This window comes from Verrucomicrobiia bacterium, assembly GCA_035629335.1.
Classification (GTDB): domain Bacteria; phylum Patescibacteriota; class Saccharimonadia; order Saccharimonadales; family Saccharimonadaceae; genus DASUUR01.
The window spans coordinates 579888-605323 of the sequence record DASPIB010000001.1 but is presented as its reverse complement, the minus strand read 5'-3'; the positions used below and the strand labels follow the sequence as shown (position 1 = coordinate 605323).

Below are 25436 nucleotides of genomic sequence, written 5' to 3'. Positions count from 1 at the left end.
TCGAGCTAATTAAGACCAATCTAAACTATAGGAGACCACCTATGCCCCTTTGCTACTTAGACGCACCAAAAGGTGCCAGTATCAGTGTAAAAACCCAAATGGCGCAGGAGATAACCGCAGTACTTGACGAAGCCTATGGCATTGATGACATGCGCATCTACTTTCGCGAATACGAACCAGATCAGGTGAGCCAGGATGGCAAGATAGGCGCTGAACCTATCCGCACATTATTCACCATTAATGGACCGGTGCTCAAAGATATCAATAAAAAACGTTTATTGGCCGAAAAGATCAACGCCGCAATCGTGACTGCATACCAAGGTATGGCGAATGTTAGCGAAACGCCTATTCTCTTCAATGAGTATCCCCTGGAAGAGATTGGCTGGGCTGGTCGTATGCAATCGGATATTCCAGAGATGGTTGAAGCTATGAAGCAAATGAACAGCTCTAGCTAGCGGGCTGTTGTTGCCGCCGTACGCCGCGACTATTTAATTTTCGTCATCAATTTTAAGTTTAAGATATACTGCTCGCAGTTTAGTAGCGGAAACTGGCTCATGTATTTCATATGCTTATCTACAAATGTTAGCAAGTTTCTATCATAAGTAGAGTACACGCTTCTTGTATTATATTCTTGGCTTTGAGTCATCTTTATGAGCTCGGACCGGAGTGAGGCACCCTTATCCGATGCCAAAAACTGCTTCGTTCGTGTGTTTATATTCCCTCGAATCTTCGCTTGCATCAGCGATATTACTTTCTACCCTAATTATATCATAAATTATTGTAAAAGTAACCACACACTGTTATACTAGAAACTTAACCAGAGAGGGTTTTATGGCCAAACAAAGAAATAATCATGGCGCAGATATAAAAAGGGCCCGAAAGAAAAAACTAAAAACAAAAAAGCAAAACTAATTACGGCTAAATAAGCTTAATAGCTCAGGTCCTGTAAAAGCTGGCAGTTGCGTTCTTTGCTTCTGGAGCGATTATCTGACACTATCCTGCCTTTAGCTGGTAGGAACTAGCCATGAAAGATTGACAGCTCGTCAATCTTTTTCATTTCTGAATAAAAAGGTGCAAAGACGAGCACCTAACAGCTGAACTTCGGCAATTTTTGGACAAACGCTAAGGATTGTTTAATTTACCGCAAATTCTTTAAATTGTCCAAAATGTTCAATATTTATGGTCTCTAACCCGTTAGAGTAGTTTTATGGCTGCAAAAGATTGTAGCGTACAACTAACATACAACCGGTCGACGACGGGTATATTTAAAAGTGTACGTGTCCCTTTAAGCCTGGCGTAATAAATAATAAGAAGGAATACAGCCATGTCATTATCGACAGAAGAAGTTCTAAGTCAATTTAACGATGCTTTTCAGAAGCATGATCCAAGCGGTCTGGAGGCTATTATTGCCGATAATTGTATCCTGGAAAACACCGGTCCTGCCCCGGATGGTGCGAAATACGAAGGCAAAGACGCATGTGTAGCATTCTGGACCAACATAGCCGCTAACCGCGATATGCGTTTTAAGCTTGAGGCTACCGATATATTAGGTGACCGCGGGATAATCTTATGGCGCCTCTACTGGGGTGCAAGTGACGCCGATTCTGTGCGCGGCGTGAATATTATGCGCGTTCATGAGGGCAAGATCGTAGAAGGACTCGGTTACGTCAAAGCGTAATGCTTCGTTAAACAATTAATTAATCACAGGCAAATAAGAAAGCAGAGTATATGAATAAATCTAGGAAAATGGCGCTGAGTATAGTAGCCATTGTTGTTGCAATTGGGTTGGGTGTCGGTGTGGTATTGTGGGTAGCGCCTAATTTTACTAGTAAGAAAGAGGCGACCACTAGTCAGGCCCCGCATAAAAAGACTGGTTATGCCGAAGTAAATGGTGTCAATATGTACTACGAAGTGCATGGTAATAAAAACGGTAAGCCCCCCGTGCTATTATTGCACGGTTCCCATATGAATATCGAACTCTCCTTTGCAGAGATGATCCCCAAACTTGCCAAGGACAGACAGGTGGTTGGCATAGAAATTCAAGGCCATGGACACACTGCAGACGTTGAAGGCCGGCCCCTTACGCATCAACAGGTAGCCGACGACATTGCCGGTTTCTTGCGACAGCAAAACATTACCAAGGCAGACATATTTGGCTGGAGTATGGGTGGAACCTTAGCTACCGAACTAGTACTCCGACATCCAGAGCTTGTGCGCAAAGTCGCCGTCATAGGTTCTAACTATAGATACTATGATGAAATACTGACCCCAGAGCAATATCAGCAGTTTATTGGAGTTCTCGATACAGGGTTTTCTCCAAAACAGCTGAAAGAGCCGTACGAAAAAGTCTCTCCACACCCAGAAAAATGGAACGAGCTCGTAACGAAGCTGTTTGCAATGGATGCTCAAAACAAATGGCCAACTGACGAACAAATTAAAAGTATTAAGGTACCATTCTTGATTATGAGCGGTGACCGCGACGCCACACCTGTAAGCCACGCTCTCAAGTGGTACAGCCTCTTGCCGAAAGGCCAGCTGGATGTTTTGCCTCATGCCGATCATTTTGCGCCTGTACTTCAGCCGCAAGTAGTAGTTGATTCGCTGCAGACCTTCCTAGATGCGCCCGAAAACCTGTCGACTGAACATATGAATAGCCCCGAGGCCTTAGATAAGCGATAGAGGAAACGACATATCTTAATAAGAAACACGCATTTTTTGCGTGTTTCTTATTTTAGAGCCTACCCTTGAAAAATATTTCCGATGTGAAGAGCGTTGAATTAATTATGGAACCCGGTTTTCGCAACTAGTCACTGAATAGGTATTATTTGCTCTACCACTTTCTTCCAGGATAGTTTTACTATACGCAAAGCAGCCTAAATAGGACGGTAGCGCAGAGTAACTCATGAGGCAAAGATCAGATCCTTTTTGCTAGAGAATGGTCGTCGCAAAACTTTTGAGGGTGATCTCAAACGCTCGAAAGATCTCCCCAATTCGCACACCCCTTGACCAATGACGTCATTTTGGTTAACGTAATCCGTGATTGAATCGTTATAGTCGGAAGGATTTACGCCATCGAGAACTTGTCCTATGCCAACAGCGTTAAATGTGACCGAATGGCCAACTTCGTTTGTTATGTAGGTCATATACTGAGCCAGTCCGCCGCCAAGCGAGTGGCCGGTAAAGCTATAATCTGTATAATTGCCCGGACCAACAAGCTGCATGGTATCTGCCCAAAAATCAAAAGCGTCGTCAAACTGGCTAGGACCTGATAGGTTTGTGTCGGTGGCGATTTCTAAGTCTGTCTCAAAATCTTTTAATGCCTGGATAGGATCAGAAAATAGCTTAGGCTCTGTACCGCGGAATGTGAAAACAATCTCACCTGTCGGAGATTGAAAAGCGGTACCGGCAAAACCGGATGCGGTATTCGATTGAAAATTAACTAATTTCCAGTCACCGATGTTTGCAAGGCCCTCCAAGACTGGTTCATCCGCATGCTCAATCTCGCGATTAGGATCAGTTAGAATTTGAGATATTGTTAGTTGGTTATTAACGTCTGTCTGACTGAAGTCATTATGCGCGAACTGCGAGAGAGCTAAGTACTGTTCGATTGTTAATGAGGACATATCTTTATTTGTTCCTTCTATTCAGCCTTTAGTATTCTGTCATTTAAAAAACACTCTTCCAACTTGCCTTTGATGTTATTAAAATCTCCGCCATACAAGTTGCATCCGTATCCTCGATTCGTATCACCAATACGTATTGTTATGCCGAGAGCAGGGTGAGCAACTTTCTTGCCGAGAATAAATTGTGCCACTTTATTAAGCCTGCTAATTTCTTCTCGCTTATCTTGAACGCTTAGCTTTTCTGGTGTATTAAGATGAAGTGATACCGTATACGAACTTGTCGCTATATTTAGTAATCGCCTCTTCGATAGGCGTTATACTACCCCTCATAGGGTTATCTTCTTGAGACGGAATCCCAATCGTTAAATCAAAATCCGGCGTAGTCCGATAAACCGTCTTTAGGAATGTTTCGGCTTCAGGTCGTCCTTGTCGCGCCCATACGGCAGGCACATATTTATCGAAATAGACGCCCGTATTTCGACTTTTCCCCACTTCGAATGTTAAAGTACTGTCATTAACAGGGTGGCCGATGCCTACGCGCTGTCCTGGATCTCCTATCGAAACAGCTCTGTCTTCTAAGTTGTAACTTTAAATTCTTGGCCGTATTTATCTTGTAGATACCTTTCCATGCCTATTTTGTCGCCAGCCATAGTTCCCCCAATAATGTAAAACAACATTACGCAGATGAGGACTATCCCCGCAATAATAGCCAGTGCGCCTTTGTACCATTTGTGTTTTCTCGGAGGCGCCGCATTGCTTTTCTTGACTTGCTGTTTTTTTGCAACCGGCATATCTCTTCCTCCGCTTTTTGATAGTAATGCTTTTGCTTAACTTAAATATATATGAGGTTTTTACAATAAGCAATATAAGGTGTCTCTAGCTATTCTGATTCAAGAAAGTAAAAATGAGAAAAGGGCGGTAATTTGCCTTCTTCGTATTCGCGCTGCCTTTGCCGCCAACGATCTACCCTAAAAGGATGCCAAGTCTGCCCTTCCATAAGCTTATCGTTCTTATGCTTTTGATAAATCATCTCAAAAGATTGCGCTGAGTCGGCGTACGTACCATTTGAGCGTATGCCATCGCCGCCAAATCGTTGATAGTAAGTGCCTAAAATTTTATTAACATATAAAAAACCGTTTGGATACTTACTGCCTATCGACAGTGCTAGGTCCCAGTCTTCCATAAGGGGAAGGGTTGGATCCCACCTTATTCCATCCTCGTACACTTTGCGGTGATGTATAAAACCATTTGTGTCTACGTGAAAGTTGTACATAAAAATATCATGGACAGTCAGCTCGCTTGCATGCGTGCGTTCTTCGCGGAAGATAGTTTTGACCAGCACCCCATTCTCGTAAAGTTCTAGCGGACGATTCATTCGGGGCAGGGCAAATACTTTATCGGAATGCGAGCTAAGCTGTGTATGCATGACCTCGAGATATTCGGGCAGTAGCTCATTATCGCTGTCTAGGTAAGCAATCCATTCTCCCCGTGCTGAAGCTAGGCCTGTATTTCTAGCCTCGGCTACCCCTGCGTTCTTTTGATAAATATAGCGTATGCGATTATCTCGTAGGTCATCAATGACTTGCTTGGTGTTATCGGATGAACCGTCATCAACGATAATAAGCTCCCAGTTTGCATCGGTTTGCGCTAAGATGGTATTTATTGCCTTACCTATAATGTATGCTCTATTGAACGTAGGCATAATAATCGAGGTGTATGGATTTGTCATTTTACACTAAGTAAGCTACCTTACAATGGCCTTATCTATGTTATTCGACCTTATGATACCTAACGCAAAATAAAAAAATATTAACTAATGCTGCTAATCATGACTGACTTAAAGAGGTGCCATGGGTTTAAATACCTTATACTACCCCTTAATCTGGGCGCAAAAAGTAAGGGGTTAGCTGTTACATTATTATCGATGAGTTGGGTGTCGTTGTAGTGCGCGGCAGCAGCGCTCCCCTATTTGTTGGGTATAATTTAAGTATGCAATATGTCTGTTGCTACTCCGAAGCATCAATGTGGTGGCAAAAAAACAAAGTTCCAATGTCAGAGCTCAAGAGCTGCGACGCCCTGGCTCTTTATGATCAATGACGATCTGTAGCTGGAACGCCATCACCAAAATTACTAGATTTATTAAATACAATAACTATCCAAAAAAGGAGATGTAAGAATGAAAATCAGCATGTGACCAAGCGGAGAAGAATAATCACACCATCGCTTCATCGTATGCGCACTAAAAGGTGTCTCGCTTGTGTCTAGTCTCATGGCGCTTCACCATTTCCTCAAAAGTGAGCAGCTCCACCACATCGCTGACCGAGAACAGTCACTTTATTTAGGTAAGTATTTACATCTCCGTACGACAAAAGTAAAGCACCTCGCCAATCCTGGAGGCATTGGCGAGGTATTGTTCGACAGGTAGGTCAGGTTTAAAGATGGTAGCAGCTACGTCCGCTCGATGACGAAGTTTCCTTCACGGTACGATACGGTACGCCCAGGGTAGATGGTGTTGGCTCGCTCCACTACCGCTCTGTAGTCCTCGTCGCTCGGATCATAGTCATCGCTCATCACGCTCCGTACGACATTTAGTGCATCCTCAGTGGCCGGGTATTCCCCCATGAGCGTAGCCACCGCGATTGGTGCAGCGAGCTTCCTGGCAGCGTCATCGATATTCGTCCAGTTCAAAGCCATTTTTACGCTCCAAATCCGTGATTGTCGGTCGTCAACCTATCTTAAATAATATAACATTTATAATTGCATTTGCATAGATTCATGAACTGGACTAGCGCAACAAGAAAAGAGGGTTGCCTGGCTCATTACGCTATTTTGGAAAAATAATTACATGAAAAAAGATTGATAGATTATCAATCTTTTTTCATGGCTGGGGATGAGGGATTCGAACCCCCGAATGCCAGGACCAAAACCTGGTGCCTTACCACTTGGCCAATCCCCAGTAGCAGGGATGATTATAGCAGATTTTTTACTGAACTTGAAGAGTATAATTCATGCCGTACTTCGTGTCCCACTGTTTGACGGTGCCACAGAGGTCAGTGTCGGTGCTAGTGTGGGGCAAGGTTTCAAGATTAGCGAATAAATACACCCGCTCTTGGCCGTCTTCCATGCAGTGACCCTTCATATAGGTGCGGCAGTTGGAGTGGTCGCTATCTATCTCGCAGCTACCAGCGCCAGAAGGATCAATAATATCAGTCGATATGTACCCAGCTTTCTTTAAGCAATCTATCATAGAGTTACCGTTTTGATTGCCCCCACCAGCCGAACCTCTGGCCGAGGTGAAGTGCTCACCATGCGAATTTGTGGTGCAGTTATTGCCAGATTTCGGCCACTCCCCTTCAGCTTGAAAGTACGAAAGCATGGCAGTCTGAATGGTTTTTAAGTCTTGTTTGCGCTTGGTATCGTTGGCCTGGGCGGTGATGTTTCTGAAACTGACGAGCGTGAGACTCGCCAGAATAGCCACCACCACAATAACAATCAGCAATTCAATTATAGTGAAGCCACCAGCTTTGAAAGTGCTTATGTTTTTCATAGCTACAGTATAGCAGGTATGAAAAACAAGACAGCTGGCCTAGTCTCTGCCGGTTTAAAATTATGACTATTTAAATGGCGGCACCGTATGGGTGCCGCCAACCACCTTAGCTCATAAGAATAGCTTCTGATCGAATAGAAATTTTATTCCAGAGGGTCGCCCAGGCTTGGGTACTGAATTCTCTGTCACCTACCTGGTGCTTCTCTTCGATGTAGACCAGTGCACGATCGCGGAGCTTTTCGATCTGTTCCCGGCTGATGCCAACTTCTTTGAGGGTGAGTACTCTATCCACCATCAATTCAAACAAATCTGATACAGCTTCGGGAAAATTGCTGTTACTCTGCGCGGCTTCGCACTGAGCGACGCACGCTCTAACATGGTGGATCAGCGCATGGCGGATCCACCCATCAACTTCTACCTGGCTGGTCCCGATGGTACCCAGGTTCAACCGGTACTTCACCGCTGTAGCGGCCAAGTACTCTGCGCCACGCATATGACCGGCGCGACAACGGCGTACGATGTTTTTCAGCAGCTCGATCGTTTCGGGTGGGGCTTCTTTCACCGCTTCTCCTTATGCCTATGGCTTGATGACTACTATAAAATATTACTGAATAAAAGAATAGACCCACGTAATTAAATGTGCCGGCAGAGAGGGGTTATCTCTGCCGGCAGCGGCTAGGCCAGGAGGCCGCGAATAGCACCCACAACTTCTTTGTGGATACCCTGGTAATCCTGGTAGCCGAGTTCGGTAATTGCTGCGTGCGTGAGCTCGGTTACCACATATAGCTCTTGGTTCTCCGGAAGATGCGCGGCGGTCGTGAGAAGCATCTTGCCGGCCTTTGTGCGGGCGATCTGTCCTTTCAAGATCATTCGGAGCTGCGTACCGTCATCATTGAAGTCACTGCGGGCGGGCCCAAAATGGACTTCACTGATGAAGCTGCGACTCGCAAGAAACGGCAAAGCCTCTTGCCAGGGCGGCATGACATGGCCATTGCGCCTGGCCACCCAGTGGAAGGTGTCGATACAGAGCTTATCGAAACCCATCTTGGGCATGGCCCGCACCATGCCGTCAAGCGTGACCGTTGTGCTCGAGTGCAGTACATTGAGTTGCTGCAGCACTTCAGCGGTCGGCTGCCACAGCCGCTCGGCAAAGACGCCTGCCAAACTGCGGTAGTCAATGGTCTCGCGACTTGGCGGCTGCTGCTCGTTGGGGTAAAGCACCGCCCGCAGCGGTTCGCCCTTGCGCTGCTGGTACAGCTGCAAATGTGCCAAAGAGCGCGACAGACTTGGCAGCATGGCGGCGAAAGCCACCTGCCGCTGGCGAGGCTTAATTGGCTGGGGCGGCAAGGCTTCACGAGCCAGACCACGCAGCGTGCTCCCCGAAAATGACTGGTGCAGCGAGGTCACCAAATCAAGCGCCGCACGCTTTCCGGCCAGAATTTCAGCGGCCAAGCGGCTGCGCAGCGGATGCATCTCAAAGCCGTCGTAACCAACTTGATTCAAGAAATCCTCATGCCCGCTGCTCCCTTCCAGGAATGCACGTTTGTAGGGGAGATTCAGATTAGCTGAACTTACCACCAGAGTGTGCATACTGCTACTATACGCTGAAAAAGATAATTATGAAATATATGTACCTTAAACGACAAATGTTCTACACTGTAGAGGCAGGTTTCGACGAGAGGTGAAATACTGTGAGCTCCGCTGCAATCCGGGTGTTAGTGCCCTTCGGTCAAGCTTTGACTGCTGCTTTCGTCGCTGCCCTTAAGCAGCATAAGGTGGCTGTCGAATTTACCGAGCTCTATCTTTGTGACAATAATAATCTTCGCGGTAACATCATTCGGATCAAGGGAAAGCTGTATGTTGTTGAAAGCCTCACCGACCGCGTATCGAGGCAGGAGGCTGAGGAGCACGGCGCACGTACAGTAGCCAGCACTCGCGAAGTCAAGCCTCGAGAAATCGACCCATGTTCGGTTACGGTCACAGTCGGCCGGGGTACGCAACCTCAGCAATGTATTACTGCCTGGGAAAAGGTCGCTCGAGAAGCCTTGGTGAAGTGTACTATCACCGAAGCCCAAGGGAACATACTCGCGAGTGTTGAAGTTGAAAGACCTGGCCGCGGTGGCCGGCCGCGGAAAATGTTCAAGCTAATTCTGAAGGGTACTACTGTCAGCCTGACCGCATAGTCGAAAGCCCGTCCGGTTTATGCCGGGCGGGTCATATTTTACATGAAGATATGAATACTTATTAAATAGTTAGCGCCCACGACACGAAAATGGTGTCGTGGGCGCGCTGACGATGTTGGCGCGAAACTAGTCTGTCTTCACGCTAAGCACTTGGGCCACCTTCTCAAGGAAATCAAGGATTTCTTCAAGCGTATTGTTCTTTTCAAAGATAGCTTGCTCAAGACTATTTCGATCAATGGGCTGAGGTGCTGACGTACCCGTCACGATACGTCGGATAATTTTGGGGAGTGCATTTTGCTCACTCGTAACTTTGATCAGGTGAGATTCGGCGTCTATCTTTCGACCTAGAGCATTTACTAGTTGAATGTATTTCTCGAGCAAATTATTCGCGAGTGGGTCGAGTTTGCTTGCTCTGACCTCTGGGTTGATTTTTCTAATCGCACCAAGCAAATTACGCGCCTGTTCGGCCTTCGTAGCCATGACTCACCTTCCAGTCTAGCTTGCGGACACTTACTATATCATAACAAAAACGAACGTAAAGTGAAAGTCGGATACCTGAGCAATAGATAATGACAGAAGCGTCTGTAAGCAGTTCAAATTCCGATTAATCTGTCATAATAAAACCATGTCGACAAAAAACAAACAAGCAGCCTACTTGCTAGAAATCGAAGACGCATTACAAGAATACAGCGCAACAACAACCGGTCTCACTGATCACGAAGCAACGAAACGACAGCAAAAATACGGGCCAAACGCGCTTGCGGTTGAACGTCGCGAAACTTGGGCGCACAAATATCTTCGACAGTTTAAAGACCTAATGGTGCTGCTTCTGCTCGTCAGCAGTGTAATATCGTGGTATTTGGGTGATACGCGCACGGCTATAATTCTTGGCATATTAGTATTGTTCAATACCTTGATTGGGTTTTTTCAGGAATTCCGGGCGGAAAAAACCATGCAGGCGCTCGAACGGTTGGTGACGCCGCAAGCCCAGGTGTACCGAAATGGCAATTTAAAACAAGTCGCCTCCAAGGAACTTGTGCCGGGTGATATTATTCGACTTGTCGAAGGCGACGCCGTGCCTGCAGATGTCCGAATTATAGAAGAATTATCTTTTTCCACTAACGATTTTGCCCTCACCGGCGAAAGTAACCCATCGCGCAAATTCACCCGCGCCCTGCCCCATCATGTACCGCTGAATAATCGCCACAACCTGGCCTTTATGGGCACAACTGTGGCCACTGGTGAAGCCAAAGGTTTGGTTATTGCCACCGGCGCCAGCACCGAGCTTGGGCGAATTGCGAGCTTGAGCCAGGCCACGCCATCCGAAATGAGCCCCTTGCAGCGCGAACTGCAACACATCGCCACCCGGGTAACCTACGGCGTGGTACTGCTTTGTCTGGTGCTGTTGTTCGTGGCGATTCAATCTGATATGGCTATAAAAGATGCTTTTTTGTTTGCGATTGGTTTTGCGAGCTCGCTGGTGCCGCAGGGGTTGCCGGCCGAAATTAATACCTCCCTCGCCCAAGCCGCTGGCAAGCTGGCCCGAGCAAAAGCTTTAGTGAAAAGATTGAGTGCCGTTGAAACGCTTGGCGCGACGCATATTATTTGTACCGATAAAACCGGCACCTTAACTAAAAACCAAATGACTGTTCAAAAGTTTATTGTTGGCCGCCACTACTACGAGGCAACTGGCACTGGCTATGCTCCGAGAGGTCTCATACAAAAAAATGGCAAGGCCGTTACCGCAAAAGAGCGCGAACACCTAGAGGAATTTTTGGTGAGCGGCGCCCTTGCCAGTAACGCCAAAGTGTTACCGCCAGATGATGCACATGCCGATTGGCACTGCTTAGGTGATCCAACTGAAGGCGCGCTCATTACTCTAGCCCGTAAAGCCAGCTTGCCGCTTGAAAAGTGGCAAACCCGCCTGCCGGAAGTTCGTGAACTCACCTTCGATTCAGCCCGAAAGCGCATGACTTCAGTCCGCCAAGCCGGTGAAAGAACAGCTGTGGCGTACGTGAAAGGCGCTCTCGAAAGTGTGCTCGAAAAATCGACCCATATCTGGGATGGCCAAAAAACTCGGGCAATCACCGAAGCCGACCGTCAATGGTTGCTTGAGCAAAACGACACCCTTGCTCGCGACGCCATGCGAAATTTGGGGTATGCCAAGCGTGAACTGCCGCTGGCTACAGCTAAAAAAGCTAGTTTAGCTGAAATTGAAGAAAAGCTCACTTTCCTGGGTATGGTGAGTATGATCGACCCACTGCGTGACGAAGTGCCCGCTGCCATGGCCGCTGCCCGGCAAGCGCACATTAAAGTTACTATTGTCACCGGCGATTTCGCTCTCACCGCTGAAGCCATCGCTCGGAAGGCCGGCCTCGATGCCGCGCACGGCCTTACTACGATTTCTGGCGAACAGTTGGTTACCATGAGCGACGAGGTCGTGCTAAAGCACGTGCAGCGCGGCGCTACGATTTTTAGCCGGGTTTCGCCAGAAGATAAAATGCGGATTGTCAGCTTAGTGAAACAGGCCGGTCAAGTGGTGGCGGTCACCGGTGATGGCATCAACGATGCGCCGGCTTTAAAGCGAGCCGATATTGGCGTGGCAATGGGTATCACTGGTACAGACGTAGCGAAACAATCATCTGAAGTAATTCTGCTCGACGACAGTTTTGCCACCCTCATGAACGCCGTGCGGTATGGTCGGACAATTTTTGCTAATATCAAAAAGAGCACCCTTAGCTGTTTCACTTCTAACTTTGCAGAATTAGTGGTGAATTTAGCAAGTTTGGGTGCCGCCAGTTTATTAGGTATTCCGCTGGCAATCGGTATTATTCAGATTTTAGCGATTGACCTGCTGGCAGAATTATTCCCGATCGCTGCGCTTGGTTGGGATAAAGCCGAAGGCGAAACTATGAAAGCACAGCCGCGCCACCCTAAAGAACATATCTTGAGCTGGCAAAATATTGCTGATCTCGCCTGGTGCGGGTTATTGATTGGGGGCTTAGCTTTTATGAACTATTTGCTGTTTTATGGGCGGGCCGGGGTGGATGCTCAGGCAGTAGATGCCACGTCCCTGCTCTATTTCCAAGCTACGACCATCACTTACCTAACGATTGTTTTATGCCAGTTGGTGAATATTATGCAGCGCCGCAGTGTGCATGGCTTCTTTACCGCTTACCAGTTCCACAACTGGCATTTCTGGGCGGCGATCGCGTTTTCACTTAGCTGCGTACTGGTGATCATTTATAATCCGATTATCGCTAATTATTTTAAGACTGGGCCGCCCGGTTGGATAGATTGGTTATATGCATTTGGGGCAGCGGTCATCTTTCTGTTGGTACGCGAGATGCAGCGACTTTACAAACAAAAACGCAGCCTACACTAAGGCAAGCTGCGTTTTTAGTAAAGGAGGAGAAATGTTTATTTGTGGAAGTCGTAGACTCTGGTGAAGCCTTCGCCGTCTTTGCTTGGCTCAACCCGCACGAACTCGGTACCTAGGTTGTGGTAGAAAGTATCAGGGTTGCCAGTAAGCGGTTTTAGCTCAACAATTACCTCTACCGCTATAGTATTCAGATCTTCAGTATAGCCCTGTTTTTCGGTGCTTATGTTGCGGCTATCGCTTAATACTACCGAAACAGTATCGCCAGCTTTGATGCTCTCGAGGCTGCTTGGCGCATCGTAATTAAATGCCTTGAGGCTCGGTGCCAGCTGGTAAGTAATGGTGCGTTGGTCACTATATTTAGGGTCGGTTTTCAGGGTGATGCTAGTATCGTTGATGGCCTGAACTTGCATCAGACGAGTGCTGGTGACGCTCTTCGTACCTTTAAGGGCTTCGTGCAGATTTTTAGACTGTTCGTTAACGATCTTATTCATGACATTTTCTTCACAAATGCCCTGAATCATGGCGACAACTTGTTCGTTGCTAAGCTTAGAGTCTTTCTTTACTTCATAATAAGCAACTTTGTTGTGCGGATCGCCGTTAATCGATTTGGTATATTCGCAATTTTCGGCTTCAACTTTTACGACGCGGTTTCCCGACTTTAATTCTTTTTGGCCACTAATCATGGTTGAGATGGCCGGCCAATTAGTCAGCGCATAGGCTGTGCCGCTTAATGTAATAACAGCGGCGATGGCCGTGACTAGCATCATTGGTTTTTGCATTAGTTTCATACGAAAGGCTCCCTGCAAGGTTTGCCACCACGATCTTTTCTCGGGTTTGGTAGCGATACCTGCAATTACGTTGGCAGTAAAATCTTTGCTCAGTGCGCGACGTGGCGATGGCGCCTTGCCACGCTCTAGAAGCGTGTCGATATCTTTCATGCTAGCTCCTTTTTTAATTCTTGTTTGGCTCTCGCTATCCAACCCTTTACCGAACCTTCCGGAGATGCCAGTACGGTGGCGATTTCGGCGTAGCTTAAGCCTTGCCAGTAGTACAGGCTTATTACCGCTTGGTATTTTGGCCGCAACTTTTTAACAGCTTGATGCAGTTCACTATACTTGGCCTCTGTTTCTGGGCTTGGCAAGGTGGAAGCGATGGTGGCGAGGAGTTCGTCATCGGCGACAATTACTTTAGCGTTCTGTTTTAGCCAGTTCAAAGCTTTATTGGTGGCAATTTTAAATAGCCAGGTGCTAAATTTGAACTCTGGTTTATAGAGCGCGAGCTTGTAAAAGCCGGTGATGAAGGTTTCTTGCGCAATATCCTCGGCGACATCTTCATCGCGCACAATTGCAAAACAATGATGGTAAACTGCGTTTTTATAACGGTCGACCAACTCGGCATACGCTTGGTGGTTGCCGCTTAAGCTATGAGCGATTAGCTCTGATTCATCTTTATTTTGCATACTGTACTTACAATTCTACGGTGCCAAAAGTTACACTGATTTTATAAAATGAGCACCTGTTGAGAAAACCAAGGCTCTTTTTTGACTAAAATAGTTCTAGAATTATCGTAAACAGCTGTCCGATCAATAGTGCCCCACTGGTAATCGCCCCTGCCCAAGGCGTAAAGCTGGGCGAAATGTGAAGTTTGCGGGCTTCGGGTGGATCGCGGCGACGTATAGCAATCAGCGATACGTTAACGGCAAAGAAGACAAACAGCAGTAACAAACTTGTAAACCCAGCAAGTTGCCCGAGCGGGAAAAAGATAGCACAAATCAGCGCGAGTAGACCGACAACCAGCACTCCCCGTGCTGGCACGTGATATTTTGAAACTTTGCCAAACCAGCTAGTAATCCAACCCCGAGCGGCTAGGCCGTACAAAAAGCGTGATCCCATCACCACGTTAACAATTACCCCGTTCAGGGTGGCGATTAAGCTGATAATTATAATGATCATTGCTGATTGTCCAGTTGCAGCGGTGTAGGCATCGGCCAGCGGAGCCTCGCTGCCACCGAGCGCTTGTGGCGATAGCACCCCTAATGCCACCGACGCCACCATAATATATAGCACTGTCACTACGCCAACCGCCACTAGAATTGCACGCGGGAAGGCTTTTTGCGGTTGCTTGACTTCTTCGGCAATATTTACCATATCTTCAAAACCAATAAAAGCGTAAAAAGCCACAAAAGCAGCAGCTAAAATTCCAGCCAGTCCCGCTGCATCGAGTGTCCCGAGGCTGTGCGAGAAATGAGCAAAGTAACCACCAAACGAGTCGGGCTGCGACCACATAATGGCGGCAATCAAAAACAATAAGCCACCCACCTCAATAATCGTCAGCACCGCCGCCACACCCACCGATTCTTTTATGCCCCGCAGCATAATAAACAGCAAAATAAGTGTGGCGCCAATTATTGCGACTGCGGGTTCAATTGGCACTAGGCTCGTAAAATAGCCGCTAAATCCTTTTAGTAAGGTGGCGGTTGAAATCGTGCCGGCCAGTACGAGGAGTAGCCCGATCGAGGTCGATAAGAACTTTCCTTTAAAAGCCTCGTGCAAGTAGACCGATATCCCCGCGCTAACCGGAAACCGGGCAGCTAACTCGGCATAACTTAGAGCGGCACAAAAGGCTACCAGCGCCGCCGCCAGAAAAGCAATAATGGCTAAGTAGCCTGCCGGTTCGGCAATTTTTCCTACCAGCACATACACGCCAGCACCAACAATGTTACCAATGCCGTACAGAGCCAGTAGCCAGGTGCCGACCGAACGTTTTAATTTTGGAGTAGATTCAGGCATGGTTAAAATTTACGAGCTGGGTCGACATTTTTTTCCACCAACTTGGCTTCGAGCACTTCGCGAATATGCTCGGGGTCGAGCAAGTCGCAGGTGTACAGCGTTAATCGATGCTCGTCAGTTGGGTTTTCAATGCTGACTTGGGTCGATTTTACTTCGTAATGTTTCGTTGTTTTATAATGGTAGCGCACGCCTTCAAAATCGACATAAATGCTATCCCCTTCTTTCAAGCGGTCGATGTGGTAAAACGGCGAAGCCCGCAGGGTTTGGCCTGGGCTAAAACCCAGCTGGAAACGGTGGCCGGCAACAATAAAGTTCCCGCCTTTTTTCGGGTCGCCGCGTTCTGGGAAGCGGTGCCAGGCGTTCTCGTTTAATACCTCTTCGCCACCAGATTTGTAGGTGATATTTAATTTTATCGCCGGAATGTATAGTCGGTTTTCTTTAATTTTTTCTTTGGCATGAGCCACCGGCACATTCCAGTCGGCTAAGGTTTGCTGCATATAAAACTGCGGTGCCAAGGTTAAAAAGGCCAAATAAGCGCCAGCCGCCAGCAATAAACATCCCACAAATAACAACACAAAATCGCGGATGCGACGCTTTGGTTTGCCTGATGTTTGAAGCGTAAGCGGCATGATTATAGTACCCCGAATAATTCTTGTTTCATTTTATCACGTAACTAGGGTGTAAGCACTATCTTTTTTGGCGGGAACTTGGCTCGGGGTCGAGCTTTTGAAGAAAATCCAGCTCTCGATGTATACTTGATCATATGACAAAAAACTCTTTCCTCCACCCGATCCACGAACTGCACTTTGGCACTTACGCTCCCGAGGACGTCGAACCTGCACTTGACGCCACCGAAAAACTCGCCTGGGAGCGGCTGAAGGCACTCGAAGAACTACCGGCGAGCGAGCGAACTTTTGAAAACACCATCCTCGCCCTCACTCGTTCAACCGATGAATTTGATGCGATTGTGAATATTGTTGGTACTTTGGAATCTGGCCTGGGTGAAACATGGAACGATCCGTATGAACTAGCCGTCAAGCGAAGCTCGCAGCTACATAACGCTATAAACATGCACGAAGGTTTATTCCGAGCGGTCGAAGCCTATGCTGAAGCCGGCATTGAAAACTTGCCAGCCAACAAGCAAAAACTAGTGACGGAAATCGTTCGTGACTTTAAACACAGCGGCGTTAGTTTGCCAAAAGCCCAGCGCGATGAACTATCGGCCTTACGGCTCAGGCTTAGCGAGCTGACCACCAAATTTGCCCAAAACGCGGTGAAGGCCAGCGATGCCGCGGGACTCCTCGTAAGTACCGAAGCCGAGCTTGCAGGGCTGGACGCCGAGTTTATTGCTGCCGCCAAAGATGCGGCTACCAAAAAAGCTACATCTGGCTACTGGATTTCCTACAACGAACCCAATTACGTGAAGGTAATGTCGCAGTGCAGTGTTAGCGCAACGCGCCAAGCGTTTCACAAAGTTGCTAATACCCGGGCGGCCGATACTAACCCGCCAGTTGCCGAAGAAATCTTAGCTCTGAGGCAGAAAATTGCTGCGATGCTCGGCTATAAAAATTACGCCGATTATGTCCTGGCTGAGCGTATGGCGAAAAATGGTGACGCGGCGAAATCGTTTATTGCTGATTTAACCAAACGCTACAAGCCAAAATCGCTTGAGGAACACCAATCGTTAGTGGCTTTTGCCCGCGAATATGAGAAAAATCCAAAGCTGGAGCTATCGATTGCCGACATAGATAGCGGATTGCATTTTTATTACGCCGCCAAACAGGCCGAAACGATTTCGGGCGTCGATGAAGAAGCCGTCCGGGCGTACTTCCCGCTCGATTCGGTGCTCGAGGGCATGTTCACTACCCTGACCACCCTGTATGGCGTGACGTTTGCTCAGAACAACGAAAAGGGTTGGCACGAGGATGTCGTGTCATACGACCTTCATGATGAGCAAGGACGCCATATTGCTCGAGTGTGGTGCGACTGGTTTGCGCGGCCCGGCAAAAAAGGTGGTGCCTGGATGGATGGCCACTACACCGACCCTAGGCCAAGTGGCGCGGTAGACAAACCGCACCTCGGACATGTGTGTGCTAATCTTGAGCGTCCGGCCAAAAACCGACCGAGCCTTTTAACTCTGCGCGACGTTGAAACAGTCTGGCATGAATTTGGGCATTTTATGCACTTTGCTTTAAGTAGCACCGAGCTTCCCGAGCAATCAATGAACGCTTGTTTATGGGATTTTATTGAAGCGCCCTCGCAAATTATGGAAAACTGGGTCTGGCAGCCAGAAGTTATGAAGTCGATGGCCAAACATTACCAAACCGGCGAGATTTTGAGCGATGACACAATTGTGGCACTCGTAGCTGGCCGGACGTTCCGGGTGGCATCGGCAGCGATGCGCCAGCTTTATTTCGCGACGGTGGATTTGGCGTTACATACTGAATTTTCATCTGGTGAGCAGTCGCTACTGGTATTTAGTCGTGATGTAAAGCAAAACTTTGTGCCACTCCCGATTGCACCTTATGAAGCCAGCATCGCGACTTTTTCACACATTTTTGCGGGCGGTTACGCGGCGGCCTACTATTCATATAAATGGGCCGAAGTTATTGAAGCCGATTTGTTCTCACGCTTTAAAAAAGAAGGCGTGCGCAACCCTGAAACTGGCCGCGCTTACGCTAAATACGTACTGAGTCGGGGCGACGAAGTTGCGCCGGATAAGCTGATTGAAGATTTCTTGGGCCGCCCAGCCAGTAGTGATGCAATGTTGCAGCGCGATGGTGTGGCGATTGACTAGTGTAATATAAGTTCTCCCTTCGGCGCTATCGCTGTTTCTTGGAGAGCACTCTTTTTAAACGACCTTCCACTGGAAGGTCGTTTAAGCGTTCGGCTGTGAATCGATTATTGCAATCGATTCACACAGTCTCTCCAAGAAACAGCGATAGCCCCGAAGGGAGGTACTGTCTACAGCGCGTTAAATCGTTCAATCGCCGTCTTAGCTACAGGCAAAATTCGCTGCTTGTAAGCATCCAGCGATTTGGCCTTGCCTTCTTCGCTGTCGTAATTGACTTCAATCATGACGCTCCCAATGCGCATAACCATTGAATAGTAATTTGTGGAAACTAATTCGCGAGTTTTGATATAGCTCTCATCACCGTAACCAGCTTCACTTACCGGAGTGAGAGTCACGTTTTCAGTGTTTTTCAGTGCTTCAAGGCGCTTTTTAGCAGCTTCTTCATTGCGGCTTTGCGACAAAGTAACATCGATGCTGCTGATCTCAGTGGTGCCGCGACGCATAGTTTCAACGCGGGTACATTCGCGCTGCGCGGTGTCTCTTTCGATTTCGGTTAGGTAGATTCTTTCCTCAGCTTGAGCGCTGACTTCCAGCTTTGTCAAGTGCTCAAAGTCTTCAGCGGTAATAAGCCGGCAAGGGTTCGCCATTTTATTGTACATCGCTGGAAAGGTAACGGTCAGAGGGCCGGTGACGGGCGAAAGTAGCTTTGTCGAAATTTCTTCGGCAGCCGCCTGAGCTAGCTTTTCGAAGGGTGACGTAAAGGTGACAACCGTATCGCTTTTGCGGATGATAAAGGTAAAATTAGCGTCACGTGGTGGCTCAACATATACTTGCAAGCCCGAAACTTCCTTCACCAGTCGGCCATCGGCCTTAAGTTTATCAAGATATTTAATGAGGTCACTCGAAAGAGGGGTCGGTTTTTGTGTTACATATACTTCGGCAAAAACGGTATCAAAACCATCGCCCTGGCCATACTTACAGTTATTGTCGAAGTTTGATGTAAATGAACTGGCCTGATGCGATGTTTCAATACTATCGCCGCCAACAATGACTCCGGTCGAACGCGGTTCGCCATCGCCACCGCGGGGCTGAGCAAGCGAACGATCAAAGTAGCCGTGGTCGACGACTAGCGGTGCTTTTAAGAAGTTTTTGGTGCCCAAGTTCTTGATTGATTCGTCGTATTTTTCAACGTGCTTTTTCAACGTGCTGACCGCTAACAAGTTACAGGCATCGATTACTTTATTCCCGGCATAGGTAATGGGCTGCGCCTCTGTGCCAAAAGTTAGTACGGTCGGACCATTATTAGTATCGTTTTTGTTGCCAGTTTGATTGTTTGACGTGTCATTTTTTGGCTGCAGCAATAAGTAAATAATAACGCCGGCCGCGATGACTAAGATGGCAATTGCTATGGCAATTAGCAGCTTGGCTTTCCGCTTATCACTTGCTGGCGGCGTTGGCGCCGGAGTCGGATTTTGGTTCACCGGCGGGGTAGATTGTGGTTCCATGAGTATTCCTTTTAGTGGTATTACTTTGTAGCAATTATAGCAGGTTTGAGCGGCTCGATTTCAAGCAAATGGCTGCGGTGCATAATATACGATCGCAAAATGCGATAGGTGTCAATATCAAAGGCGGCGCTGCCAAGGAGCGCGTTGTTGGCTTCCTCAATGACTCGCCATTGGTCGATAGTTAAAGCGGTATCGGGCTGGTCGCGGTGCCGAAGCAGTACGGGTCCTTCATAGGGCCAGCGCTCAATTCGGGTGTCGTGGAGAGCTTGGTCGAGCCGCTGGTTGTAACTTTCAATCGGTTCTTTTCCAACACAGGCGCCCTTACACCAGCCTAAGTGGTGGTGAAAACAGGCGCCTTTGGTGTTTTCTAAGCCCAGTAATTTTGAGCACAGCTGAAATTGTTTTTGGCGCTCTACTAATGCCCGGCGGGCGGCTAGGCGGCTATCGTAGGTGCCGTAGACAGCGGTGATATCGGTGTTTTCAAGCGCTTCTTGGGAAATACTAATTGTGGCGTAGCCTTCGGGAGTAAGGTTACGCTTCACCACCACCTGAGTGCGCTTGCGCCGCAACAAACGGTTATATACCGGCAGCAGTTCTTTTATGAGTTTGGATTCAAGCAGCAGCGCGCTGAGTTCATCGGCTGTTTCAATGTGGCGAATGTGATGCGTTTGAGTAGCTAATTTTCGCTCTTTTGCTACCGAGGCACTCTGCGCAAAATGAGATAACACCCGGGTCCGTATGGTGACGCTTTTCCCAACGTACAGCGGCCGTCGGGCTTCGTCTTCAAAAATGTACACCCCAGACGTGTTTGGCAAACTGTGGACTAGGGCTTCATTAAGGTGTGGCGGCAGATTCGGGCGTTTTAGCTGGTGATTGACGGCGGCTTTAAAAGCAATCTCACCGTGATCGGTAAGGGCAATCTTACTGAATTCCCACAGAGCCAGGGCGTCGTCGTAGGCACGGTGGCGAGCGGCCACTGAAATATTGTGGCGGCTAAGAATATTCTCGAGGCTATGGCTTTTGTGCTGCGGGTACAATGCCCGAGACAGCCGCACGGTGCACAGCCGGGGCGGCGCAAAACCTAAACCCGCAGTCTGCATTTCATTAGCGATAAACGAATAGTCAAAGGTAACGTTGTGCGCCACAAAAAGCGCATCTTTAAGAATGCGGGCCAGCTCGGGGGCGATTTTCGGAAAGTACGGTGCAGATACCAGATCGGCATCAGTGATGCCCGTGAGCTTGGTAATAAAATACGGTAAGTTCGTGCCGGGATTCACCAAGCTGTGAAACGTTTCAGTAATTTCCCCATTCTCTACCCGAATGACGGCAATTTCAATAATTCGGCTATTAGTATAGCTCCCTCCGCTTGTCTCAATATCGACGAATACCACCGGCTCCTTAAACATCTATTTCTATTTTACCTTCTGGCAAGAGAATATGTAAGACAAGCAGTACATATTGACCTTTCGCAAGCAAAGGGTTATTGTATGTAGGTTCCGTCTTTTAGAGAGGGGTACCAGCGGTGAATTCTGATGCTTTGGCCAGTGCTTTGTGGAGTGGGGTTAAGAACCAGTGGCCTGGTATTACGCTTGATCAGTTTAAGGATGCAGTAAAAACTGCACATCGTGAGATGAACGAAACGCAAGAGAAGTCGACTCTCGGCGACATGGATAAGCGAATTATGGCCATTCTGATTGAAAGGCATGGCTTGCCCGTCAATCAGAATGACGAGGGCTAGTTAACCGCTCTAGCTGAAAGAGCGATAGGCGCAACCCGTCTATCGCTCTATTACTTTTGATAGCATATTATATGTACATGGCAACAAAATACATAATAGATTATCAGGGCATAGACTTTCGCAAGCACCCAGAAAAATACAAAATTGGTCGTGGTGAGCAGGGTGTGCTTATGGCGGAGCCGTATAAAAGTGAAATACTTCCCTACTGGAAGTTCCGCACGCCTGAAATTGCCACTCAATCGGCTGAGAAAATTTACACTTTATTCAAAGCATATCTTGCACAAAACGATTTTGTTGGCGCCGATATGGCTCGAAAGTTTTTACAAATGGGCTGGACTCGGGCGCGGCGGTACGCTAATCATCCTTCGGGCAAAAAACATGATGCCAAGCAAAAAGTTATTGCTCAGGACAGTCAGGCGCTAACGTCGGATAAAGCGCAGTCAGCGGCAATCTTCAAAGACTATTACGATCGCGCCAGGCAGGATAAAGAGTATTTGGCGCTTAAAAAACTGCATTTACAAATTCAAACCAACTCACCAAAACCTAAGCATCAAACAGCCACAGACTAATACGCTTGTCGGCTAGCTCACGGGTAAAATGAGTAAACACCGGGGTGTGTAATGAGCTAGTTGGTGGTTGCGGCGACCAATACGACCAATTGGTTTCTTCGGTCTCTTCGCTTTTATCCTGGGCGAAAATGTTAATCGCTACTTCATATCCCTGTTGCTTTACAAGTTCGGCCTGGGCGCGAATGGTCAGTAGAATTTCTTTACGGCGCGCCGGTTCGATAGTGCGGATACTTTCCGGGTCCAGCGTATATTTTGTAGAAAAGGTACCGGTATTAAACCAGACTTTTTTCGTACCCACAATATCTGCCATTTCGGTAAGTAAGGGCGGATTTAAGAATTCCGCAGCGTTGAAAATAACGCCATTTCCGCCCTGCCGTGATACCCACGGGAATCCTTGAATGCCGGCGTAGGTCACTAGGCCAGGCGTGATGCCGCCTACATAAGGCAGTAAACTGTTGTAGTCGCCGCTTTCCCAGTTGAAATCGGTCATTTCATAGGTAGCTGAATTTAACAGAATGCTGGTTTGTAGCCCAGGGAACTGTTCGCGCGCACTCGAAAGATAGCGGTTAACGGCTGGGGCGAAGTACTCTGGCCGATTGTTCTTCCAGTACGGCAAGTTGGCTTCAGGAAATGGATTCCAAATACCTAGTTGGTTGTCTTTGAGGCCTTGGGCTTTGAGTTCGGTGAAGTAGGCTTTAATGGCTGCATCAAGGCTGCCATTCGCGAATAGCCCAAAGTCGATATTTACCCCTTGGGCGTCGGTTGGTTCGGCAATCACCAGCGGTCGTATGCCAAAACGGCTGAATTCTTTCAGGATTTTAGCGTCCTGCTTTGCGTAGCTAATGGCCTCAGTTTGGTTTTTTGGCATCGAGAAAAAGACCATCAGCGTATCAGTAACAAACGACCTGCAGACCTCTTGGTAGCTAGCTAGCTTCTTGAGCTGCGGCAAACTGGCACCGTGCAGCTTGTTGTTGGCGGGTTTTGTGCTGCAGGCGTCGGTGGTGATGGCTGTGGTGCTGGCGGGTCTAGCGAGCAGCTGGGCAAAGCTGTGGAGCGGCGAAGAACCGGTCATAAATTCATAGACCGTGCTAGCTGAAAAAGCCATCAGCCCAAAGAAAATGATATTTATAAGAATAATGTGGCGTTTTTTCATCCCTCAATCCCCTCGCGCTTCCAGTTTTGCCAGGCTAACGTATCGCCGCGGAGTACCATATGGAAGCTGCGCAGCAGCGCGTGAAATTCAATCCAAACAATCACATAAAACAGCGGCCAGGTAATCGGCCAGAGCAGCAGGATTTTCAAGCGTTCTTTAAACGATAATCTACTGCCAAACACCGCTACCACAAAATACGAGATGCCAATGAATAGCATACTCAGCGCCAGCGACACGAATTCACCTGACACAATGCTGTAAGTAATCAACAAGGTAGCGCCGATCGGCTCAAGGAGCAGCTGAAGCTCGGCAAACAGCGCGAACGGCAGCACAAACCACGCTAGGAACGGGTTGTGGTGGCGCTCCCAGGAAAAGAATAGTCGGCGGTAACGAATAAAGGTGTCAAAGCGACCTTTTTTCCAGCGCAGTCGCTGGGCGATGAGGCTAGCATAGGTGGCGGCGCCTTCAGTGTAGCAAATAACATCCTCGGCATAGATAGAGCGCAAGCCATGGAACTTAGTTCGCATCGAGAGCTCAATGTCTTCGGTTTTGTTTAATTCATCGAAGTGTCCAAAATAGTCGAAGGTGGCCGAACGCCGAAAAGCCGCGCAAGCACCACCGTAGATGTACTCGGCACCCATGGCGCAGTGTGCCCGTTTGAAATAAAAGCCGAACAGATATTCCAACTGCTGCATATAGCCAATAATTCTGCCTTTTACATTAGCTACCCTCACTTGCCCAACGACGGCCGCTACGCTGGGGTCGCGGAAGTACTCGGCGAGCCTCTCTAAGGCGTCGGGAGCCAGGGCGGAATCGGCGTCAATCGTCAGAATGACCTCACCGCTGCTATGTTTGATGCCGTGATTTAGCGCCTTACCCTTGCCGCCGTTTGGCAAACGATACTGCACAATACGCACCGGATTATTCGGGTGTAAGTTTTGCTGCTCGGCAATAAAAGCGTCAACAATATCGCCGGTTTTATCAACCGAACCATCATTTACTACCACTACTTCTAGTGCCGGATAGTTGTTGGCTAATACCGAGCGCAATGTTTTTAAAATACCGACTTCTTCATTCCAAGCGGGAATAATCACGCTAATACTGGGCTGGGTTTTTAATACCCGACCATAGGCTTTCTTTTCTTTTTTTAACACCCGGTAGCGCCGTACGGATTCGCGCATCGAATAAAAAGCCGCGAACAGCAAGAAAATGAAGTACTTAATAAGCATGATGGTCGCGAGAAAAATGGTGATATCGCGAAAGAGTATAAACAGGCTTTCGTTGGTCATACTTCGATTCCTTGTACCGACATAAGGCTGGCCTCGACGGTTACTAGCTGCTTGGCGGCTTCGTCGATGCACCCGATTACCATTTTACCGGTTGTGCCATTATCGGCAACAATCTGCGGCTCTGTGAGCGGTGTGACGCCGGCATGAGTTACTTTATATAGGTAGCGCCAGTCGTGCTCGGTATCAACAAAAATATTGCTGTCGATCTTTGGGAGATTCGTCTGGCTGATGGTCTGAATATTCGCCCGACAATACAAAAAAAGCACGCCAATATTCCCGGCGCGTGGGTTTTCTGGTAGCAGTAGGTGCATGGTGTTGGTGCGCGCTAGCCATTGGCTGTTTGTGTGCAGCGGCGGTACGATATCAAGCCGCGCCGAGCGGCCAGGGAGCTTAATGGTTTTTGGTTTGCCGTAGGTGCCGTATTTTTTAGGATGCAGCTGAGCGGCATCTTGAAGATTGTAGGTGCCGGTAAATGGCTGTAACTCAACCGCATCAAGCGTGTGTACGAGGGGTAAGGAACGGTTATAAATAGATTCATATCCCGACATAATAAGAAACACACTTAAAACTCCGCAGGCAGCAAACACCAACAGTCGTAAACTACCCAAGCTAACGGCTTTTAGAAATCGCATTTAAGATTTGTCCTTTTGCAAACGACGAATGCGCCAATTAAAAAATGCCGCAATAAGTTTCGATAAGACATTCACAATAATGACGATCGCTAAAAATACCAGGTAAATATACCAGAGCAGAAGAAATGGGCTGCTTTGTGCTGTCGGGAATTCCATAAGTCAATTACATTGTTCGGACAATTAATCTATAGATATTTTATAATGTTACTGCGCTAATGACAAGGTGATATTA

At 47.8% G+C, this 25436-nt stretch carries 26 protein-coding genes and 1 tRNA gene; 8 read left to right on the top strand and 19 right to left on the bottom strand.

The annotated features are described in order from the left end of the window. Positions 1–41 precede the first annotated feature (41 nt). The 3 genes from VD907_03365 (at position 42) to VD907_03355 (ending at position 2679) form a co-directional block, all read left to right on the top strand. Positions 42–455: an N-acetylmuramic acid 6-phosphate etherase gene (locus VD907_03365; GenBank protein ID HYG83890.1), complete on the top strand. Its 414-nt coding sequence runs from the start codon at positions 42–44 to the stop codon at positions 453–455. Positions 456–1324: 869 nt separating this feature from the next. Further along, complete coding sequence (locus VD907_03360; GenBank protein ID HYG83889.1) at positions 1325–1678, top strand: nuclear transport factor 2 family protein; 354 nt, start codon at positions 1325–1327, stop codon at positions 1676–1678. Positions 1679–1728: 50 nt separating this feature from the next. Beyond that, positions 1729–2679 carry an alpha/beta hydrolase gene (locus VD907_03355; protein HYG83888.1) on the top strand — a complete coding sequence of 317 codons (951 nt, stop codon included), beginning with the start codon at positions 1729–1731 and terminating at the stop codon, positions 2677–2679. 221 nt (positions 2680–2900) lie between these two features. Here VD907_03355 and VD907_03350 read toward each other — a convergent pair whose 3' ends face one another. The 9 genes from VD907_03350 to VD907_03310 form a co-directional block, all read right to left on the bottom strand. Continuing rightward, positions 2901–3623 (bottom strand): hypothetical protein, encoded by a 723-nt coding sequence (locus VD907_03350; GenBank protein ID HYG83887.1) that lies wholly within the window; start codon positions 3621–3623, stop codon positions 2901–2903. 17 nt (positions 3624–3640) lie between these two features. Beyond that, positions 3641–3814 carry a hypothetical protein gene (locus VD907_03345; protein ID HYG83886.1) on the bottom strand — a complete coding sequence of 58 codons (174 nt, stop codon included), beginning with the start codon at positions 3812–3814 and terminating at the stop codon, positions 3641–3643. A 384-nt stretch (positions 3815–4198) separates the two neighbouring features. Continuing rightward, positions 4199–4414, bottom strand: coding sequence for a hypothetical protein (locus VD907_03340; protein HYG83885.1), 216 nt, complete (start codon positions 4412–4414; stop codon positions 4199–4201). A gap of 89 nt (positions 4415–4503) precedes the next feature. After that, positions 4504–5352: a glycosyltransferase family A protein gene (locus VD907_03335; GenBank protein HYG83884.1), complete on the bottom strand. Its 849-nt coding sequence runs from the start codon at positions 5350–5352 to the stop codon at positions 4504–4506. A 719-nt stretch (positions 5353–6071) separates the two neighbouring features. Next, positions 6072–6317 (bottom strand): hypothetical protein, encoded by a 246-nt coding sequence (locus VD907_03330; protein ID HYG83883.1) that lies wholly within the window; start codon positions 6315–6317, stop codon positions 6072–6074. Between the two features lie 187 nt (positions 6318–6504). Continuing rightward, a tRNA-Gln gene (locus tag VD907_03325) sits at positions 6505–6579 on the bottom strand. Between the two features lie 27 nt (positions 6580–6606). Beyond that, a complete protein-coding gene (locus VD907_03320) occupies positions 6607–7170 on the bottom strand; it encodes a type II secretion system protein (protein HYG83882.1) in 564 nt (187 codons plus the stop codon). 106 nt (positions 7171–7276) lie between these two features. Further along, on the bottom strand, positions 7277–7732 hold the full coding sequence (locus VD907_03315) for a hypothetical protein (GenBank protein HYG83881.1): 456 nt from the start codon (positions 7730–7732) through the stop codon (positions 7277–7279). Between the two features lie 113 nt (positions 7733–7845). Continuing rightward, positions 7846–8760 (bottom strand): hypothetical protein, encoded by a 915-nt coding sequence (locus tag VD907_03310; GenBank protein ID HYG83880.1) that lies wholly within the window; start codon positions 8758–8760, stop codon positions 7846–7848. A 101-nt stretch (positions 8761–8861) separates the two neighbouring features. Here VD907_03310 and VD907_03305 point away from each other — a divergent pair, with 101 nt between their 5' ends. Next, positions 8862–9353 (top strand): hypothetical protein, encoded by a 492-nt coding sequence (locus VD907_03305; protein ID HYG83879.1) that lies wholly within the window; start codon positions 8862–8864, stop codon positions 9351–9353. A gap of 126 nt (positions 9354–9479) precedes the next feature. Here the strand turns inward: VD907_03305 and VD907_03300 are convergent, their stop codons facing one another. Beyond that, positions 9480–9833, bottom strand: a complete 354-nt coding sequence (locus tag VD907_03300) for a hypothetical protein (GenBank protein HYG83878.1) — start codon at positions 9831–9833, stop codon at positions 9480–9482. A 145-nt stretch (positions 9834–9978) separates the two neighbouring features. Here VD907_03300 and VD907_03295 point away from each other — a divergent pair, with 145 nt between their 5' ends. Continuing rightward, a complete protein-coding gene (locus VD907_03295; GenBank protein HYG83877.1) occupies positions 9979–12738 on the top strand; it encodes a cation-transporting P-type ATPase in 2760 nt (919 codons plus the stop codon). A 35-nt stretch (positions 12739–12773) separates the two neighbouring features. On the opposite strand, the gene VD907_03290 is transcribed toward VD907_03295, so the two are convergent. The 4 genes from VD907_03290 to VD907_03275 form a co-directional block, all read right to left on the bottom strand. Continuing rightward, positions 12774–13673 (bottom strand): hypothetical protein, encoded by a 900-nt coding sequence (locus VD907_03290; protein ID HYG83876.1) that lies wholly within the window; start codon positions 13671–13673, stop codon positions 12774–12776. Further along, positions 13670–14194, bottom strand: coding sequence for a sigma-70 family RNA polymerase sigma factor (locus VD907_03285; GenBank protein HYG83875.1), 525 nt, complete (start codon positions 14192–14194; stop codon positions 13670–13672). Before VD907_03285 ends, VD907_03290 begins: the two co-directional genes overlap by 4 nt. Positions 14195–14279: 85 nt before the next feature. Beyond that, complete coding sequence (locus tag VD907_03280) at positions 14280–15524, bottom strand: APC family permease (protein ID HYG83874.1); 1245 nt, start codon at positions 15522–15524, stop codon at positions 14280–14282. 2 nt (positions 15525–15526) lie between these two features. Beyond that, positions 15527–16153 (bottom strand): class E sortase, encoded by a 627-nt coding sequence (locus VD907_03275; protein ID HYG83873.1) that lies wholly within the window; start codon positions 16151–16153, stop codon positions 15527–15529. Between the two features lie 134 nt (positions 16154–16287). Between VD907_03275 and VD907_03270 the strand changes: the two genes are divergently transcribed. Next, positions 16288–18321 (top strand): M3 family metallopeptidase, encoded by a 2034-nt coding sequence (locus VD907_03270; protein HYG83872.1) that lies wholly within the window; start codon positions 16288–16290, stop codon positions 18319–18321. A gap of 167 nt (positions 18322–18488) precedes the next feature. Here the strand turns inward: VD907_03270 and VD907_03265 are convergent, their stop codons facing one another. Beyond that, a complete protein-coding gene (locus VD907_03265) occupies positions 18489–19823 on the bottom strand; it encodes a hypothetical protein (protein ID HYG83871.1) in 1335 nt (444 codons plus the stop codon). Positions 19824–19843: 20 nt separating this feature from the next. Then, positions 19844–21229, bottom strand: a complete 1386-nt coding sequence (locus tag VD907_03260; protein ID HYG83870.1) for an exonuclease domain-containing protein — start codon at positions 21227–21229, stop codon at positions 19844–19846. A 116-nt stretch (positions 21230–21345) separates the two neighbouring features. Here VD907_03260 and VD907_03255 point away from each other — a divergent pair, with 116 nt between their 5' ends. Together VD907_03255 and VD907_03250 are read left to right on the top strand one after the other, a co-directional pair. Further along, positions 21346–21561 (top strand): hypothetical protein, encoded by a 216-nt coding sequence (locus tag VD907_03255; GenBank protein ID HYG83869.1) that lies wholly within the window; start codon positions 21346–21348, stop codon positions 21559–21561. 77 nt (positions 21562–21638) lie between these two features. Beyond that, positions 21639–22130: a DUF4385 domain-containing protein gene (locus tag VD907_03250; protein HYG83868.1), complete on the top strand. Its 492-nt coding sequence runs from the start codon at positions 21639–21641 to the stop codon at positions 22128–22130. On the opposite strand, the gene VD907_03245 is transcribed toward VD907_03250, so the two are convergent. The 3 genes from VD907_03245 to VD907_03235 are packed head-to-tail and all read right to left on the bottom strand — an operon-like array spanning position 22105 to position 25204. After that, complete coding sequence (locus VD907_03245) at positions 22105–23283, bottom strand: hypothetical protein (GenBank protein ID HYG83867.1); 1179 nt, start codon at positions 23281–23283, stop codon at positions 22105–22107. The genes VD907_03250 and VD907_03245 overlap by 26 nt on opposite strands. Next, the gene (locus VD907_03240) at positions 23280–24572 is read right to left on the bottom strand and encodes a glycosyltransferase (protein ID HYG83866.1); all 1293 of its coding nucleotides are present in this window, start codon (positions 24570–24572) and stop codon (positions 23280–23282) included. Before VD907_03240 ends, VD907_03245 begins: the two co-directional genes overlap by 4 nt. Beyond that, on the bottom strand, positions 24569–25204 hold the full coding sequence (locus VD907_03235; GenBank protein HYG83865.1) for a hypothetical protein: 636 nt from the start codon (positions 25202–25204) through the stop codon (positions 24569–24571). The genes VD907_03240 and VD907_03235 overlap by 4 nt, the downstream gene beginning before the upstream one ends. Positions 25205–25436 lie beyond the last annotated feature (232 nt).